General features: G+C 41.9%; 16 protein-coding genes and 2 pseudogenes. 7 read left to right on the top strand and 11 right to left on the bottom strand.

The genetic code is table 11. The features are described 5' to 3' along the window. Positions 1 to 13 precede the first annotated feature (13 nt). The 9 genes and pseudogenes from KA717_35415 to KA717_35375 all read right to left on the bottom strand — a co-directional run bounded on the left by KA717_35415 (position 14) and on the right by KA717_35375 (position 8260). Positions 14 to 2356, bottom strand: a pseudogene (locus tag KA717_35415) (HD family phosphohydrolase). Positions 2357 to 2586: 230 nt separating this feature from the next. Continuing rightward, positions 2587 to 3435, bottom strand: a complete 849-nt coding sequence (locus tag KA717_35410; protein UXE60729.1) for a hypothetical protein — start codon at positions 3433 to 3435, stop codon at positions 2587 to 2589. 931 nt (positions 3436 to 4366) lie between these two features. Then, complete coding sequence (locus KA717_35405) at positions 4367 to 5026, bottom strand: hypothetical protein (GenBank protein ID UXE60728.1); 660 nt, start codon at positions 5024 to 5026, stop codon at positions 4367 to 4369. Between the two features lie 5 nt (positions 5027 to 5031). Continuing rightward, entirely contained in the window at positions 5032 to 5586 is a 555-nt protein-coding gene (locus KA717_35400) for a hypothetical protein (GenBank protein UXE60727.1), read from the bottom strand. A 71-nt stretch (positions 5587 to 5657) separates the two neighbouring features. Beyond that, a pseudogene (locus tag KA717_35395) lies at positions 5658 to 6939 on the bottom strand (ISKra4 family transposase). 66 nt (positions 6940 to 7005) lie between these two features. Next, positions 7006 to 7287, bottom strand: coding sequence for a hypothetical protein (locus KA717_35390; protein UXE60726.1), 282 nt, complete (start codon positions 7285 to 7287; stop codon positions 7006 to 7008). An 8-nt stretch (positions 7288 to 7295) separates the two neighbouring features. After that, on the bottom strand, positions 7296 to 7538 hold the full coding sequence (locus KA717_35385; GenBank protein ID UXE60725.1) for a hypothetical protein: 243 nt from the start codon (positions 7536 to 7538) through the stop codon (positions 7296 to 7298). A 34-nt stretch (positions 7539 to 7572) separates the two neighbouring features. Next, positions 7573 to 7866: a hypothetical protein gene (locus tag KA717_35380; GenBank protein ID UXE60724.1), complete on the bottom strand. Its 294-nt coding sequence runs from the start codon at positions 7864 to 7866 to the stop codon at positions 7573 to 7575. Next, positions 7832 to 8260: a hypothetical protein gene (locus KA717_35375; protein UXE60723.1), complete on the bottom strand. Its 429-nt coding sequence runs from the start codon at positions 8258 to 8260 to the stop codon at positions 7832 to 7834. The genes KA717_35380 and KA717_35375 overlap by 35 nt, the downstream gene beginning before the upstream one ends. A 106-nt stretch (positions 8261 to 8366) precedes the next feature. On the opposite strand from KA717_35375, the gene KA717_35370 reads away from it, so the two are divergent. Further along, a complete protein-coding gene (locus tag KA717_35370; protein UXE60722.1) occupies positions 8367 to 9530 on the top strand; it encodes a hypothetical protein in 1164 nt (387 codons plus the stop codon). A gap of 645 nt (positions 9531 to 10175) precedes the next feature. Further along, positions 10176 to 10631 carry a hypothetical protein gene (locus tag KA717_35365; protein ID UXE60721.1) on the top strand — a complete coding sequence of 152 codons (456 nt, stop codon included), beginning with the start codon at positions 10176 to 10178 and terminating at the stop codon, positions 10629 to 10631. Between the two features lie 16 nt (positions 10632 to 10647). Here KA717_35365 and corA read toward each other — a convergent pair whose 3' ends face one another. Together corA and KA717_35355 are read right to left on the bottom strand one after the other, a co-directional pair. Further along, complete coding sequence (gene corA / locus KA717_35360) at positions 10648 to 11793, bottom strand: magnesium/cobalt transporter CorA (protein UXE60720.1); 1146 nt, start codon at positions 11791 to 11793, stop codon at positions 10648 to 10650. Between the two features lie 23 nt (positions 11794 to 11816). Further along, positions 11817 to 13046, bottom strand: coding sequence for an acetate kinase (locus KA717_35355; GenBank protein ID UXE60719.1), 1230 nt, complete (start codon positions 13044 to 13046; stop codon positions 11817 to 11819). 231 nt (positions 13047 to 13277) lie between these two features. Between KA717_35355 and KA717_35350 the strand changes: the two genes are divergently transcribed. The 5 genes from KA717_35350 to KA717_35330 all read left to right on the top strand — a co-directional run bounded on the left by KA717_35350 (position 13278) and on the right by KA717_35330 (position 16531). Next, positions 13278 to 14666, top strand: a complete 1389-nt coding sequence (locus KA717_35350) for a DUF2079 domain-containing protein (GenBank protein ID UXE60718.1) — start codon at positions 13278 to 13280, stop codon at positions 14664 to 14666. Positions 14667 to 14891: 225 nt separating this feature from the next. Then, positions 14892 to 15527, top strand: coding sequence for a DUF305 domain-containing protein (locus tag KA717_35345; GenBank protein ID UXE60717.1), 636 nt, complete (start codon positions 14892 to 14894; stop codon positions 15525 to 15527). Between the two features lie 110 nt (positions 15528 to 15637). Next, positions 15638 to 15889, top strand: a complete 252-nt coding sequence (locus KA717_35340; protein UXE60716.1) for a hypothetical protein — start codon at positions 15638 to 15640, stop codon at positions 15887 to 15889. Between the two features lie 55 nt (positions 15890 to 15944). Continuing rightward, complete coding sequence (locus tag KA717_35335; protein ID UXE60715.1) at positions 15945 to 16130, top strand: heavy-metal-associated domain-containing protein; 186 nt, start codon at positions 15945 to 15947, stop codon at positions 16128 to 16130. 83 nt (positions 16131 to 16213) lie between these two features. Then, on the top strand, positions 16214 to 16531 hold the full coding sequence (locus KA717_35330) for a 2Fe-2S iron-sulfur cluster-binding protein (GenBank protein UXE60714.1): 318 nt from the start codon (positions 16214 to 16216) through the stop codon (positions 16529 to 16531). Positions 16532 to 16599 lie beyond the last annotated feature (68 nt).

Raw genomic sequence — 16599 nt, 5'->3', positions numbered from 1 at the left:
AAAAATATCCAGCTTAAACCTGACTCACTTCAGGAGCCGCGATCGCCGTTGTTTCCAGCGTGGCAGGTTCTAGGGCGGCTTTAGGATAAACAATACGTTGATGATGAAACTGTTGCCAGACCCGGACAAACACCTCCGCAATCAGGGGCAGTTCTTCATATTTCAAGCCACTATCTTTGAGTTGATTATCACGCCATCGCGCCTTAAAAATACGGTGAACCATCACTAGAGCGGTATCCGTATTAGCCTCCTTGAGCGATCGCAGGGCTGCTTCGGCACTATCCGCTAACATCACAATCGCAGTTTCCCGTGACTGGGGAATCGGGCCATCATAGCGAAAATCCGCTTCGGCAATGGGAGGCTGTCCTGCTTTTTCAGCGGCTTCCTTGGCTTGATAATAAAAATAGGAAATCAGCAGAGTCCCTTGATGTTCGGGAATAAAGTCGCGCACCACCTGGGGCAAACCGTACTTCCGTCCCATTTCTAGCCCTTCACTAACGTGCTTTTTGATAATGGTCTTACTGGCGTAGGGATCATTGATCAGATCATGCTTGTTAACTTTCCCCATCTGATTTTCAATAAAACCGAGGGGATCGTGCATTTTACCAATGTCATGGTACAAAGTTCCCGTTCGCACTAACTCCACATTACAACGCAGTTCCCTCGCCGCCGATTCCGCCAGGCAAGCTACAAAGAGAGTATGCTGAAAGGTTCCTGGGGCCTCCTTGGCTAAACGTTGTAAGAGGGGACAGTTAGGATTAGCCAATTCCACTAACCGAATAGGAGTGACCACGTCAAATAAACGTTCCAGGTAGGGAGAAATGCCGATCGCCACAATTGTCCAGGCCGTTCCCAATAAACCATAGATAATCGCTCCAGGTAAAATGACGTACCATAGGGCGGGAACACTAGTGCTAAGTAAGAAATAGGAGAGCAAATAAAAGCCCCCTTGAACAACCCCTACTCCCAGACCCAGTACGGCCAAATCGTCCCGCGATCGCAGTTTATTGGCGATCAATCCGGCCACAATTCCCCCCGCCAAACCGGCCAACAGATATTCCCAGTTGATATTTTCAACCGCAAAACCAGACAAGCCCCCCACGAGGATCACCTGGGAAACGGCGAAAGTTGGGCCATAGAAACTGCCGACTAATAAACCCAGGGCGGGTAAATCCGTATAACGGGGATTCAATAGCGACATTAAGGGCGCGCTCACACTGAGCAGACAGAGCAGCAAATGATCGCGACGGCGTAAAGGACGATGAATCCGTTGCCCCAAAAGCAAAAAGATAATGACCGAACCACTCACTAAAACGGCTGTTAGTCCTAGCCCCTCCCAATTAATGCCCCGTTGACTGAGACCCAAGCCATCTAATAACACAAATTGCGATTGGTCAATGGTTTGCCCCGCTTTGACAATCACGGCTCCCTTTTGAATCGTAACCATCAAGGGTTCTACGCCCAACACCGCTTGTTCTGCCTGACGTTTGGTTTCTTCCTTATCAACCGTTAAATTGTATTGGTTATCCAACAGGGCAAATAAAACCTCTGTGGCCACTCGTTCTGACTGAGTGGGAAGGATATTGCGTAAATGTAGATCGATAGTTTCTCTGAGTAGGGTAGGAGAAATGCCGGGTGGTAGTCCCTGAACAAGGATGCGATCAAAAACTTGAATAATGACCTGCTGAGTTGTTTGCCAGGTTGGATCATTGAGTTGTAGGGCGGTGACAATGATCTCGGAGGAGAGACGATCTAGATTAACCTTGGATAGCTTGCTTAATACCTGTCGGTAGCGATCGCGGGCCGCATCAATTTTGGGAATAAGCTCTTTAATGGTTGTAACGCTTTGAGTTTGCAGACTTTTGGGCAGTTTTGAGCGTAAAGGATTTTTCTCTATTTCTAGATTGGATAAATTACTCAGGGTCAGAAGTTTTTCTCTAAGACTTTGCCATTCAGGTTCGGGACGACTACGCAGGTTTTGTTGCTCTAGTAAGGGAACAAGCTGGGGATTGAGAAAGGGAAAAGGGGCTCCAATTTTTCGCAGTTGATTAATCTGATCTAATAGCTGACCGCGATTTTGTTTGAGTTCCTGGGTCAGAGCCGTATCTCGCTTTAAACGAGGCACAATACCAGTCCGCACAGCCCTCCGTTTTTCCTCAGTTGTTTTTTCGTCGGGAAATTGAGCCTCGCGAGGGGCCACAATAGTCAGAGGAGAGGTGCTACCGACAGCGAGTTGAGGTTGATTATAAAAACGATAGCCCACAATACTGGTCAGGGAAATAACTGCAATACCAAACATCATGGGAGGATGAATCCGTTTTCCCATTTTAGAGCAGTGCAATTTTTCCCACCAAGAAGTTTGCGGCTCAGTTTGGCCGTTAATTGGCTGGGGCGATCGCCCTAAAGGGGTATTTAAGGAAACCCAGGGATGTTCACTGAAACGATGACGAAACATCTGGGTTTTTTGCCAATAGTCTTGTAGAGAATGATGCCAATCAGGAAAAGGTTTCATCTTGCCAAAGGCCAAGAAAAGTAACAGAAGCACTAAACGAACGAAAAACTCCTCACCTTTAAGACGAAATCGACTTATTGATACTCACACTGCGAAATTAATTTTAAACCAAGACGGCGTTGCATTACTAGAGGGGCCGTTGTCACTGGTTGGGGACGATTGAGATCGGGCGATTGTCCTCCAGACCAGCGATAGTATAAGTTCTGGCTTAGTTTGCCTAAGAGCGTTTCTAGGGGTTGAGACTCGAAGGTTAGAGATTCGTTCGCGGGCATTCCTACCCCTCCATTATAAGCCCCACTCAAAGTTCCGGTTAAAATGATCGCCAGAGGATTTTGCGTGACCTTCGCTCGTTGCCAACTGAGGCTAAAGTGATCGGGGCTATCTAGCCAACAATAGAGAGCTAGACCAGGGGCTTCTTGTTCTGATTGGGGTGGAAATAGAGATTGTCTTACCTGATAGAGAGAAAGGTGATCAGCGATCGCGGTGGTTAGCTTCTCTAGCATTGCTGATAACCAAAAGGCTTCACCGTTTTCAAAATCAAACTTCCAGAAATCGGACAGGCAGGCCAAATTACTGACTAAATCACGTCTCGGATCAAATCGTTCCCGTAAAATTAAGCTCATGATTTGAAAGATCAGGGCGATCGCCTCTGTTTCTGAGGGATTGAGCCATTGATTCATCTGTAAAAGCCGGAGTTGTTGATAAAAAGCGGCTGGACAGTCATGGTAAAAAAGCATTAAGGGAATGAGGACAACCCAAATTTGCTCAGGGGTCGTCAAGTCCTGCCAATCGGTGAGGGATAAAGATTTGCCAAAACTAAGATGGGGAGTCATGGCAGCGATCGCCTTGAGGGTATCAGGTTGGGCCGTTAAACAAGCCCCCTGCAAGCAATATTGGAAACGGTTCAGAAGAGAAAGTTTCATCGAAAAAAATGGGTCTGAAACCCCGTCCTTCTAGGACGGCTTTACAAGGTGTTAGAATCGAGGTGCTGAATACGAAAACCAAGTGGTCGGCATCACACCTTGAAAACTAGGCCTAGGGGGTTCTTGCTAGAAAGGCTTGGCAAGGTAAAAAGTCTAAGCAATAAGTACAAAAAGCATTTTGCTGAAACCGTACCGTGGGACACACGGAATCGGGCTTCTGAAATGGGGTAAAAGTCTGTGGACTCTGTGTAAGACAGTACATAGTTTTTAAAACTGTGGTATGCGACGGTGAATGAAGCAGAAACCTAAATCGTGAGGTTTAGGAATCTTCGCCGTTCTACGGCGGAGAGGATGTCAAGTTATGGCCTCGTCCTTAGTCGGGAGCACATGGCAGTGGTGTCGTCTAGCTCGAGACGAAAAGACTCCACCTGTAAATAATTAGTTGATGATGGTTCCTCAGTATTGATTACGCCAAATATGAGGTTATCTACTCCAGAACCCATGCCAAGAAAGGGATTCCTTGTCTTTACACTCAATTCATGCCAAGTCAACTGACAGTTTTAACTGAAAGCCTTATACAGCAAGGGTTTTATGAGTTGATAAAATGACTTAGCATAGTAACTACCGATGAACCTTGATGATTAGATACGTCTGATGTGAGTTAAAATAACCTAGTAGTCAGCAAGGGTTTTAGCCCCCCCTTTAATTAGAGAAAGCATCAATTAAACGAGTTTACGCCATTCCATGCTCCAACTCACATCAGGCGTTAGATAAAATGAAGAGAAAGCAAAAAATCAGATTATCTAAAAAAAAGGAGTAAAAAGGATGAAAGTAACGATAGAATTCGTAATTCGTGACGATAAAGGCAATATTTTCGGTCAAAATAGTCCATTGACCGGGTGCGACCTTTAGTTGATAAAAGCTGTTGTAATCAGGGTTCTACAGGGAACCCATATTGATCAAGTTTTGCCCAAAATTGACTCCATCGTTCCTTCGTCAATACCAAAGCTCGTAGGCTCAAAATAATTCCTGCTCCTTTTTCCTTCCATCGCATCCCTGAACAACATAATCGTTGTTTGACCAACGTCTTACAAGCTGCTTCCGTAACACCTGAACCAATCGGATACTTTTTCTCTAAGTATTCAGCATAATCCATTTGATGCTGATGATTCTCGTAATAAGTAATCGCCGCTTGTAGTTTCTCGGTAAGATTCTTAGAATGACTTTTTTCTTCTTTGACTTCTTTCATCAGATTTAGCAGTTCTCCTGCTTTTCCTTTTTCATGCTTGAGTTCTCGACAATTTTCAGTCAACCATTCTTTTTGTTTTGACACGGTATTCGGATGCAACGCTTCTGCCAACGCTCCTAAGTAACCAGAGGCATGATAGAAATCTAATATCTGTTCTTCCGTCTGCTTTTCTAAAAACTTCCAATTTGATTCTGCACCATCTGCTATACCGACAAATTTTGCCTCTGGATAACGGTTTTTCGCTCGCTCAATTTCTCTTTCCAATCTTTCTAGAAAACTCTTTTTTCCGTACTCTGGTGCCGCACCTAGATAGATTGTCTGTTGACGTTCTCCCGGGTGCATCCCACTTAAGATAATACATTGACACTCAAAAGAGGAGAGTGATTGAGATAAGCACATCGTAGCCGAAGAATACGAGAAACATTATGAAGATGCCAACGTGCTCCCGACAATTTAACCCTAGCTCCCACCTGTTTAATCTTAGACTCCACATCACCAGAACCAATCACAATACCAAGCTGTTGATAGTATTGGTAATCAGGGATACGCTGATAATGCTTCGTCAAATAGGCTTGAAAATTCTTTGCCCTCTTGCTTTTGACTCCATCAAACGCATCTATTGCCTTGTTCACAAAACCCCGCCACAGTAAATGCTCCACTGCTTCTAGCCGTTTGAGAGAGCCACCCACTTTGAACAGATTCTCCTTGAGATGATACCAATCCAACACCTCTCGTCGTATCAGCCACGATTGAGTGGCGAAACTCTCTACCGCATTCCAGATTCCGGGATGACCATCTCCCAAAAAGGTCACTATTGGGGACAAAGGTTGAACATTGCTCCAATTCTTTAAGCCCTCTGGGTCTTGGAAAAAGGCTTCACAGACATTGCCATGAAGACTCACCAGTTTATAATCTCGCCACTGTCCCCCTTCCTTCTCCGGGTGCGACCTTTAGTTGATAAAAGCTGTTGTAATCAGGGTTCTACAGGGAACCCATATTGATCAAGTTTTGCCCAAAATTGACTCCATCGTTCCTTGGTCAATACCAAAGCTCGTAGGCTCAAAATAATTCCTGCTCCTTTTTCCTTCCATCGCATCCCTGAACAACATAATCGTTGTTTGACCAACGTCTTACAAGCTGCTTCCGTAACACCTGAACCAATCGGATACTTTTTCTCTAAGTATTCAGCATAATCCATTTGATGCTGATGATTCTCGTAATAAGTAATCGCCGCTTGTAGTTTCTCGGTAAGATTCTTAGAATGACTTTTTTCTTCTTTGACTTCTTTCATCAGATTTAGCAGTTCTCCTGCTTTTCCTTTTTCATGCTTGAGTTCTCGACAATTTTCAGTCAACCATTCTTTTTGTTTTGACACGGTATTCGGATGCAACGCTTCTGCCAAGGCACCTAAGTAACCAGAGGCATGATAGAAATCTAATATCTGTTCTTCCGTTTGCTTTTCTAAAAACTTCCAATTTGATTCTGCCCCGTCTGCTATCCCGACCAATGTTGCCTCTGGATAACGGTTTTTCGCTCGCTCAATTTCTCTTTCTAATCTTTCTAGAAAACTCTTTTTTCCATACTCTGGTGCCGCACCTAGATAGATTGTATGTTGACGTTCGCCTTCACTATCGTATAGGGAAACGGTTCCCACCATTGCTTCACGGTAGCCATCCTCACACATCAGCATACAGGTTCCATCTAATCCTATTCCCACTGTTGCAATTTGGCTATCCTCCTTGGGCGGGGCATAACTCCACGCTTCTTCTTTTGCCTGTACCACACTTCCTACTGCTTCACTCAATCTTTGGATATAGGATAGCGCTACTTTTCTACCATGATTTTCTAATAAATCATTTTTCACCTCTTTGCCTGCCATCCCTGACATTTTTGAGGATACCTGTTTTGCCAATAATGGCGTTGATGTTATGATTATCCTTGCTTCTCTTTCTAAGGGGCAATACGTTTTTCCTCAAAGGTGAACGCTGATATACATGACGATTCACTATAACCTCACCATAAGGTGTTTGATATTCTTTCGGTTGCTCTCCCTTACTCTTCCAGATTTCTTCACCGATTTTTAAGGGTGAACCATCTGTATCTAAATATTTCAAGGCTTCTTTGCTGGCGATGCAACCTACTTCGTTTAAGCCTTTTTGAATATTTATTTCTGTATCCAACATTGAACGACTTAGTTCTAATGTTAGTTCTATTTTTATCTTTGAACCCTCTACATTAATTAGTTTTGCTGTCATCATTGTTTCCTCTTTGTCACTTTTCATCCCATGTTAACACTTTTCTTTTCCTTCATCAACTAAAGGTCACACCCCCTTCTCCTCGCCCCGCAGACAAATCTTTCCCCCATCTATACTGACCCCCGCACTCTCTGACTGAGCTTGAGCTAAGGGCAGTTCTGTCCGTTCTACCAAGCGATGTAAACTGCTATGTCCTACTTTTATCCCCATCAACTCCTCTATATCTTCTTCTGCTTGTTGGTAGGATGTTTTCGCACTGGCTCTTAGACAGCATTTCTCTAAACCTGGACTTAAGACGATTTTTGGCGACACCTTTAGTTTTCTGGCTTGTTTTTGGCTTATTTCCACTTCTCCGACTAGGGTTTTGATTTTTCGCTTGTTTCCAGACCGTTTTTTTCCCCCTTCTGAAAAAAAAACTCCCCCATTGTTGGCCCCACAATTTCTAACATCTGGGTTCTGACTTCTACTTCGATGCTTCCAAAGTCCTTCTGTTTCTCTGGTTCCGTATATTTGCGCAGGATACGGGCTGATTCGGTGAGATGCTGTTTTAACAGTGCTTTTTCTTCTGGGGGAATCGGTAACATACTTTTTTCGCTCATCAGTTTTTTTCCATTTTACCCCAGATTTTATGTACTACTTTATCCGGGATGTACCCCGTTCTCCCTCACTATCGTATAGGGAAACGGTTCCCACCATTGCTTCACGGTAGCCATCCTCACACATCAGCATACAGGTTCCATCTAATCCTATTCCCACTGTTGCAATTTGGCTATCCTCCTTGGGCGGGGCATAACTCCACGCTTCTTCTTTTGCCTGTACCACACTTCCTACTGCTTCACTCAATCTTTGGATATAGGATAGCGCTACTTTTCTACCATGATTTTCTAATAAATCATTTTTCACCTCTTTGCCTGCCATCCCTGACATTTTTGAGGATACCTGTTTTGCCAATAATGGCGTTGATGTTATGATTATCCTTGCTTCTCTTTCTAAGGGGCAATACGTTTTTCCTCAAAGGTGAACGCTGATATACATGACGATTCACTATAACCTCACCATAAGGTGTTTGATATTCTTTCGGTTGCTCTCCCTTACTCTTCCAGATTTCTTCACCGATTTTTAAGGGTGAACCATCTGTATCTAAATATTTCAAGGCTTCTTTGCTGGCGATGCAACCTACTTCGTTTAAGCCTTTTTGAATATTTATTTCTGTATCCAACATTGAACGACTTAGTTCTAATGTTAGTTCTATTTTTATCTTTGAACCCTCTACATTAATTAGTTTTGCTGTCATCATTGTTTCCTCTTTGTCACTTTTCATCTCATGTTAACACTTTTCTTTTCCTTCATCAACTAAAGGTCGCACCCCATTGACCTTGGAAATAGGAGCCCAAAGCTTACATGACATAGAAGGAGGTGTAGAACAGATGAAACAGAAAGTATTGCCTGAAATAGAGGCAACCTTGCTGACACAGGCACAAAACGAGTTCACGGAAAAAGTAAAAGAAGAACTAAACTTGTGGTGTAATGGTACGAGAAAAATCTGCATAAAAACATTACACGGTCAGTTTGAGTTTTATTTACAAAAGTATCAAAAGTATCAAAAGAATAAAAAAGAAAGCAACTATTTTCAGTTATCGGAGCAATTGCAGGAAAGGTTTGTGAGTCAGAGACTAGAGAAATTATGCGGTTATTACGCGAATCGGCTCAGTTATGAGAATGTAGCTGGTTTAGTAGAACGAGTAACAGGAGAAAACTTATTGAGTGACCAGACCATTTGGAAAATAGTGAAAGGGAAAGCCGAAACCTATAGTCAGCAAATCCGACAAACTGTACAAGAATCGTTAGAATCGACCACATCTGAGCAGATTCAGATAAAGCAAAACGTAGAGATTTATAACGTAGAGGAGTCAGAAATTCTCCTATTTGACGATGGTATTCAAGTCAAAGGACAAAAGCCTGAGCGTAATTCGCGTAATCAATCTACTGCCCATACTCCAAGTCCAGATACCACCAAGGATAAGACTCCCGCCGTCCTTACCGATGTGGCAATGTTGCAAACCCCCACAGGGGAATTTGAATATCTCGTTGCTTCTCTTGATACTGATGTAGAAGAACCGATAAGTCTTGCCACAGTCGTTAGAGCGAGAATTCTCGACCTCTATCAAAAGGAATCAAAACCGTTGAATATTGTTGCTATCACCGATGGGGCAAAAGTCATTCGCCATCGCCTCTTGGCTATCTTTGGTGTTTTACCTGTTGTCATTTTAGACTGGTATCACCTATGCAAAAAAGTGCGCAATCTGATGTCTATGATTGCTTTCAACAAAGAAGAAAAATCCAATCATATCAAGTTTTTACTCTCACAACTATGGCATGGTCAGACTGACATTGCCCTCAACTACTTGAAACATCAGGTTGTTGCACGCAATAACAAGGTCTTGTTAGAACTCATTGGTTATTTAGAGAAACATCACTCAGAAATCATCAACTACGAAGGTTGGCGAAAAGTCGGTAAAAGTATTGGTAGTGGTCGTATGGAAAAAGGGGTAGATTTGGTGGTTGGTCATCGTCAGAAAAAAAGGGTATAAGTTGGAGCATTAACGGTAGTAAGGCTTTAAGCTTGCTCAAGATAGCTGAACTTAATCATTGCTGGACTTCCCTTTGGTTTCCTGTTCAATCTTGTTAATCCTCAACTAATTAGGGCTTGCTGAAAAAGTCAACAAAACGAACCTAGATGCCACAGGGCGCGAAAAATGGTGACTTCAGAGATCAGTTTCCAGTTTTACCCCACATTTTTCCAGCAAAGTGCATGGATTTTGAGCCTCCAAATGCCATAACCTTGCATCTGATCGTTTGTAAAATGCCTGAAAGTATTGTCTAGCAAGGATTTTATCCTTATTCAGCAAGCCCTAATTATTTACAGGTAGAACAAACTTGATCAATAACTAAATAGAGCATTACGCTGATTCCACATATTGATACAAAACCCCTTGACCGTAAGCACTTCAAGACTTTTGTATCTTGAACTACATTCTGGATTTGGAATTGCTGAATTGATGACACGCCCTAACAATTGAACACTTTGTTAAATTTTTAAAAACCGTTAGGACTTATTGCGTTAAGATAAAAACGGAGAGCGATCCCTGGGTTGCCAAGGTGCCAAGAGATTGTTTTACCATCGTAAGTATTTTAGCCAATCTGTCCCATGTCGAAACCATAATTTGGAAGTTTCCATGAACTACGACCAATCTCTCCCCACTTTACCCGCTCCTTGTATTGTTGATACAGGTATCATTGTCAATAAAGAGGATATGCTTCGTTTACTAGATGATCTTGAACAAGTTCACTATATTTATACCCTAGATGGGGATTTACAAAGTGAAGGGGAAGGTTGGCTACTAGAAGTTTTTGCGGATAACTGCCAGGCAACGATTGTTACCAATCAATCACTTTATATTAATATTTCCAGTTTTGACTACTTGAGAATTAGCAGAGAAGAAACTCAAGCCATTATTGATCTCGTGCAAGAAAATCGCCAACTCCGTTTATTACCGATTTCTAGCCCTAACCAGATACTCAGTCAGGGAAGTTCCTTGGAGATGACCAACCTAGAAGCGATGGTAACTCAGGTTTTGTCAGCGAAATGGGATGTTCAGCTAGATGACGAAGATGATCTGTTTTGCCCTTAAAGTTCTTTCTCCTACTTTATTTGTTTTTTTCTAACAAGCTTTTTTTGAACCAGCCTTTTTGCCAGAAAAAGTACAGTTGAAAGATAGTAATGATCACCATGACGGATAGGCAAGCAACATAACCCCAACGCCAATTTAATTCCGGCATATTATAGGGAGATTTCTCGGTATTAAAGTTCATGCCGTAGATCCCTGCAATGAAAGTAAGAGGAATAAAAATGGTAGAAATAATGGTTAAAAACTTCATAATCTCATTCATTTTATGACCCATTGCGGACAGATAAACATCTGTTAAACCAGAGGCTAATTCTCGATAGGTTTCAATCACATCAATAATTTGGATCGTATGATCGTAGCAATCCCGAAAATAATTACGCACATTAGGGCTGATATAGTTATCCCCGTCCCGAATTAAAGTATTAAAAATTTCCCGTTGGGGCCAAATGACTCGACGAAAAGCTAACAATTCTCGCCGCATTTGATAAATTTTAGCCAGGGTACGATAGTTAGGATGACTAATGGCTTCTTCTTCTAGGTCTTCTAGGCGATCGCCGTAGATTTCTAGCACCGGAAAGAAGTTATCAATAATGGCATCGGTGAGAGAATAACAGAGATAATCACTTCCTAAGTGACGAATAAAACCAATATTTTGATGAAGTCGTTGTCGAACTGGCTCAAAAGGGTCGCGCCAAGGTTCTTCCTGAATAGTGACTAGATAATTTTTGCCCAAAATAAAACTAACTTGTTCAATCCAAAAACCATGACCTTTTTTGGGCATGATCATTTGCGTAGTAATTAATAAAAAGTCGGGATGATATTCGAGCTTAGGTCTTTGAGGGACATTGACAACATCTTCTAAAATTAAGGGAGGTAAGGAAAAAATTTCTCCTAATTTTCTGAGGGTACTTTCACTGCCTAAACCCTGAACATCAATCCAAGAAACAGATTTTTCATCTAAATAAGGACGGCATTCCTCTGGATCAAGGAAACAGGAAGAAGTCAAGGTCTCTGCCGTATAATCAATCAGAGTAATACCAGTGGGAGTGGCATCGGATTGGATTTTGAGCGTTCCAGGCATACTCCCTGGAGCATGGTAATAATAATCAAAAAGATCTTGCTCTTTATGCTGGGCAGAAGATGGGTCTTGAGAAGGGCTTGACATATACTGAAAGTTTGATAAAGGGTCTATTCTGCGAGATTAAATTGCCAACATTCTTGCGCGATCGCCCAATCTTCCTCGGTATGAATAACTAGGATGCGAATGGTAGAGTCTGGAGTCGCAATATCCTCATTTAGGGGAGACTGAGCATTTTTTTCTAAGTCTAGCTTTAAACCTAAAAAAGTAAATCCCGCACAAACTTTTTCTCGGACAATAGCCGAATTTTCTCCGACTCCGGCGGTAAAGACCAAAACATCTAAACCTCCCAGGGAGGCTAACATTTGCCCAACACAGGCCCGAAAACGATGAATATACATTTCAAAAGCCCGTTCTGCCTGTTCATTACCGTTTTTGATAGCTTGTAAGATAACCCGTAAATCCGTAGAAAGACCAGAAACGCCTTTCAATCCCGATTCTTTATTTAAGAGATGATTGAGTTGCTCGGCGGTAAATCCTTTCTCCTGCATCAAATAAATCAAAATCGCCGGATCAATTGAACCACTGCGACTCCCCATCATCAGACCTTCTAGGGGGGTAAATCCCATCGTGGTATCAATACTTAAGCCATTCTTGATGGCAGTTAAAGACGCTCCATTACCGATATGACAGGTAATGATCTTTAAATTCGCTAGGGATTGATGTAGAATTTTTGCCGTTTGTTGAGCACAAAATTTATGACTTGTGCCATGAAAACCATAACGATAAATACCCATTGCTGTCCAGGCTTGGGGAATGGGATAAAAGGCCGCCGCCGGAGGAATTGTGGTGTGAAAAGCGGTGTCAAATACTGCAATTTGAGGAACTGTCCCTAGAATTTTCTCGATCGCTTCTATGCCTTCTAAATGGGCGGGATTATGAGTAGGAGCGCGAGGAATCAGTTGTTTAATGACAGCTTTCACGGCTGGGGTAATTTGAGTGGCTTCGGAATAATAACTGCCGCCATATACCACTCGATGGCCGACCCGATCAATTTCTTGGAGCGTTTCTACAACTTGGGTATCTCCTGTTTGTAGGGTATTTAACATAGTGGTAATCCCTGCTAGGCGATCACCGTTAGAAAGTTGAATGGTCTGTTTAATCCCGTTAGCTTCAACCCTTAAAAGTCCTTGGCCTTCCTGGGCTGTCCAATCAATCATTGCCTCCCAAACGGGTTGGGGGAGATCTATGTCTAAGGTATTTCCTTCACGAGGATCAAGAAGATTATAAAGACAACTTTTTTGACTACTAGAGCCGGCATTTAAGACTAAAATTTTCATCGGATCATTAAAGTAGAATAAAGGTAAAAAAGAAGGGTACTGTCAATGACTATATTAAGTCTGTTTTGAATGAAAAGTGATGATTGCTAATTCCAGCAAGAATGGCAGAGAAGGTTGACAGTTTTATTTTAGAAGTGATTTATTCGCTAGGAAGTTAAGACTTTCTTAAGTTATGATTGTCTCCAGTTCCATGACCCAATTTTTTTGATAACCTTGATCCGTTTAATAATAATGAACAAGTCTCGCAATCGTTACGCTCTTTGGGGCATGGCATTCACAAGTACTTGTGTGTTGTTTTTCGCCAGTAGCCTTAGACATTTTCTGTATCAATCCACTGCCTGGGATTTAGGGATTTTTGATCAGGCTATTTTTTTAATTAGTCAGGATAAACCGCCAATTTCTTCCTTTTTAGATGCCCATATTCTCGGAGACCATGCCGCTCTAATTTTCTATCCTCTGGCTTTATTTTATAAAATTTATGCGTCAGTGTATTGGTTATTGATGATTCAGGCGATCACGCTTTCTTTGGGGGCGATTCCAATTTATCAATTAGCGAAACAGGCAAATATTAAAGATCAACTAGCTCTAACCTTAAGTGGTGTTTATTTACTTTATCCGCTCATTTTTAACCTTAACCTTTTTGACTTTCATCCTGATGTCATAGCCCTACCGGCCCTACTCTGGGCAATTTTTGCTGCGAAAAAACGCTCTTTAATCGGTTTTATAATCGCGTTGTTAATCGTTTGTAGTTGCAAAGGTATTCTAGGGTTAACGGTTGCTAGTTTAGGAATTTGGCTCTGGTTAGAAAAAAATTATCTCTACGGCGCGATCGCTTTTATTCTAGGTAGTAGTTGGTTTTTAATTGCCAGTAAAGTGATCATTCCTTTTTTTACCCATAATCCTGAATCCATTAATCGACATCTCTCTCGCTATAGTTATCTAGGCAATTCCTATCTAGAAATCTTTCAGAATTTCTGGTTAAAACCTGGACTATTAGGAGGGGGATTATTCAATGGCACGAACTTAGGTTATTTACTATTATTACTCATTCCTCTGATTTGGGGTCTTAAACCGCGTTATCTATTACCTTTGATCGCAGCATTACCGGCATTATTGATGAATTTACTGGCCAATGACGAAGGTCAAAAAGATTTATTACATCAATATTCTCTACCGATTTTACCTTTTTTATTATTAGTGGTCATTAATACTGTAGCAGCCCAAAAAAGTTGGCTTCAGCGTCCCCGTTGGATTCTCCTTTGGGCCTTAGTTTGCTTTTTTGCTTTGGCTAAAGTGGGCTATTTTACCAATCGTTATCTCTCTTCCTGGGATACCTGGCAGGCAACCAATCAGGCGATTGCTGCTATTACAACCGAGGGTGGGGTGTTAACTAGCGCGGAAATTGCCCCTCATCTTACTCACCGTCCTCTCGTTAAACTGGCTGTGAATGGCTCTGAAAATTTGGATCTAGGACAATTTGATTATATTTTGTTAAATCGTCGTCATCCAGGCTGGGAAAGTTCACCAGCGTTAGTTTCCTCTTTTTTAACCAAAGTAGAAGGCGATCGCCGTTTTCAAAAAATCTATGAACAAGAAGATGTTATTTTATTTCAAAAATAAAGTTCTAGAATTGATAAAGAAGAACCATTTTTATTCAACAGAAAAAATTTACTAACGATTGTCAATTTAAAGAAAATGATTAGGTATCTAGCTTCAGGTTATTTTTGAAAAATTATGTTATGATCGACACATTCGACAGGTCGTCAAACTTGTTGATTTTCTCAGTTAAAATTTTTAGAAAAATTCATGAAAAACTCATGGCCATCTGTTTCGAGAGTCAGTGTTTTGTGTCTCAGTCTCCTGACCCTATCTCCCCTACTATTGACTTCGATTACGCCTCTTCTGGCTCAAATGGCTCCTAAACCCCAACCGTCAGCGGGTTCTAACCACAGAGGGGGAATGGGCATGATGGACGATCAACACTTCATTATTATGATGATTCCTCACCACGAAAGCGCGATCTCCATGGCCGATTTAGCACTAACTCGTGCTCAACATCCCGAAATCAAGCAACTTGCTCAAAATATTAAAGTCAGTCAAAGTCAAGAAATTAAGCAAATGCAGGAGTGGTATAAACAGTGGTATGGAACCAGCGTTCCCAAGCCAAATAGTAATAATATGGGAGGCATGGGCGGTATGATGCACGGGGGTCATTCAGGTATGATGTCTAATATGAAGACAGATCTAACCGCATTAAGTAAGGCCAAGAATTTTGATCAAGTCTTTATTGAAGAAATGATTCCTCATCACCAAATGGCTGTCATGATGTCTCAACATTTACTGCTCAATAGTCAACATCCCGAAATGAAAAAATTGGCTCAGGCGATTATTGAGGCCCAGACCAAGGAAATTAATGAAATGGAGCAATGGTATCAAAAATGGTATCCTGTCTCACCTCAAAATTCGCCTTCTAAAAAGTAACTTTGCTGTGTTGAGAAACTTTCATTCGGTTCCCCAAAAGAGATGTTAAGTCAATGACTCCAATTACATTGTGATAATATCTTTTGTAACGCTAGTCATCACTATTGATTATGATTAATGATCGATCTTCCCAATTTTTGACCGAAACTGAATCAGGGGCGGTGGATAGGGCATTATTAACTCAACCAGAAAAGTTTCTCACTCGTTTAACCATTTCTTCCCTGCGTCTGTTAAAACTGATTGCCGAAGAGACCCAAACGCCCGTAGAAGACCTTACGCCGGATCAGATTATTGTCTGGTTTGAAAAGGATGCTAAAATTAAGCTGGAACAAGGGTTAGACTCTTCTGTCCTAAGGTGGTAAAAATTCTCCTTAACCTCGATAATTATCCCGAAAATAGACTTTTATGACGATTTCTTTGACGGTATCGAGTATTGCCTGTGAAGGTTGTGCCGAAGGTGTTACCAAAGCCATCCATAATCAAGACCCCAATGCTCTGGTCAAGGTAGATGTGGCGACTAAGTTAGTCACGGTGGACACCACGGCTGCCGAAACTGATATTAGAAATGCGATCGCCGATGCGGGCCATGAAGTTGCTGATTGAGTCAGCGAATTGCGCCAAGCGAAACAAAAACTTGCTAAGATAATCTGGGTCCAAACTTAAACTATATAGCTATTAACTCCATTATGTCCCAGACCTATAACGTTGAGATCTATCACGATCAAAATATTTATACCATTCAGGTTCCTGAAGATAAAACTATTTTAGCCGTGGCCCAGGATGCGGGCTTAGATTTACCGACCTCCTGTGGAGCCGGAGTTTGTACAACTTGCGCGGCCTTGATTTTAGAGGGAATCGTTGATCAAGCTGATGGCATGGGAATTTCTCCTGAACTTCAGGCAGAAGGTTATGTCCTGTTATGTGTTGCCTATCCTCGCTCCGATCTAAAAATTGAAACTGGAAAAGAAGACGAGGTTTATACCCGTCAATTTAAACAAGCTTAACCGTTTGGAGCTTACCCTCTAGGCAACCTCAAAATGAGTAGAAAGCGGTGATCGCTGTAAAAAATCCC

The sequence above is a fragment of the Woronichinia naegeliana WA131 genome (genome assembly GCA_025370055.1).
GTDB classification, from domain to species: domain Bacteria; phylum Cyanobacteriota; class Cyanobacteriia; order Cyanobacteriales; family Microcystaceae; genus Woronichinia; species Woronichinia naegeliana.
This window is presented reverse-complemented; position numbering and strand designations above follow the sequence as displayed.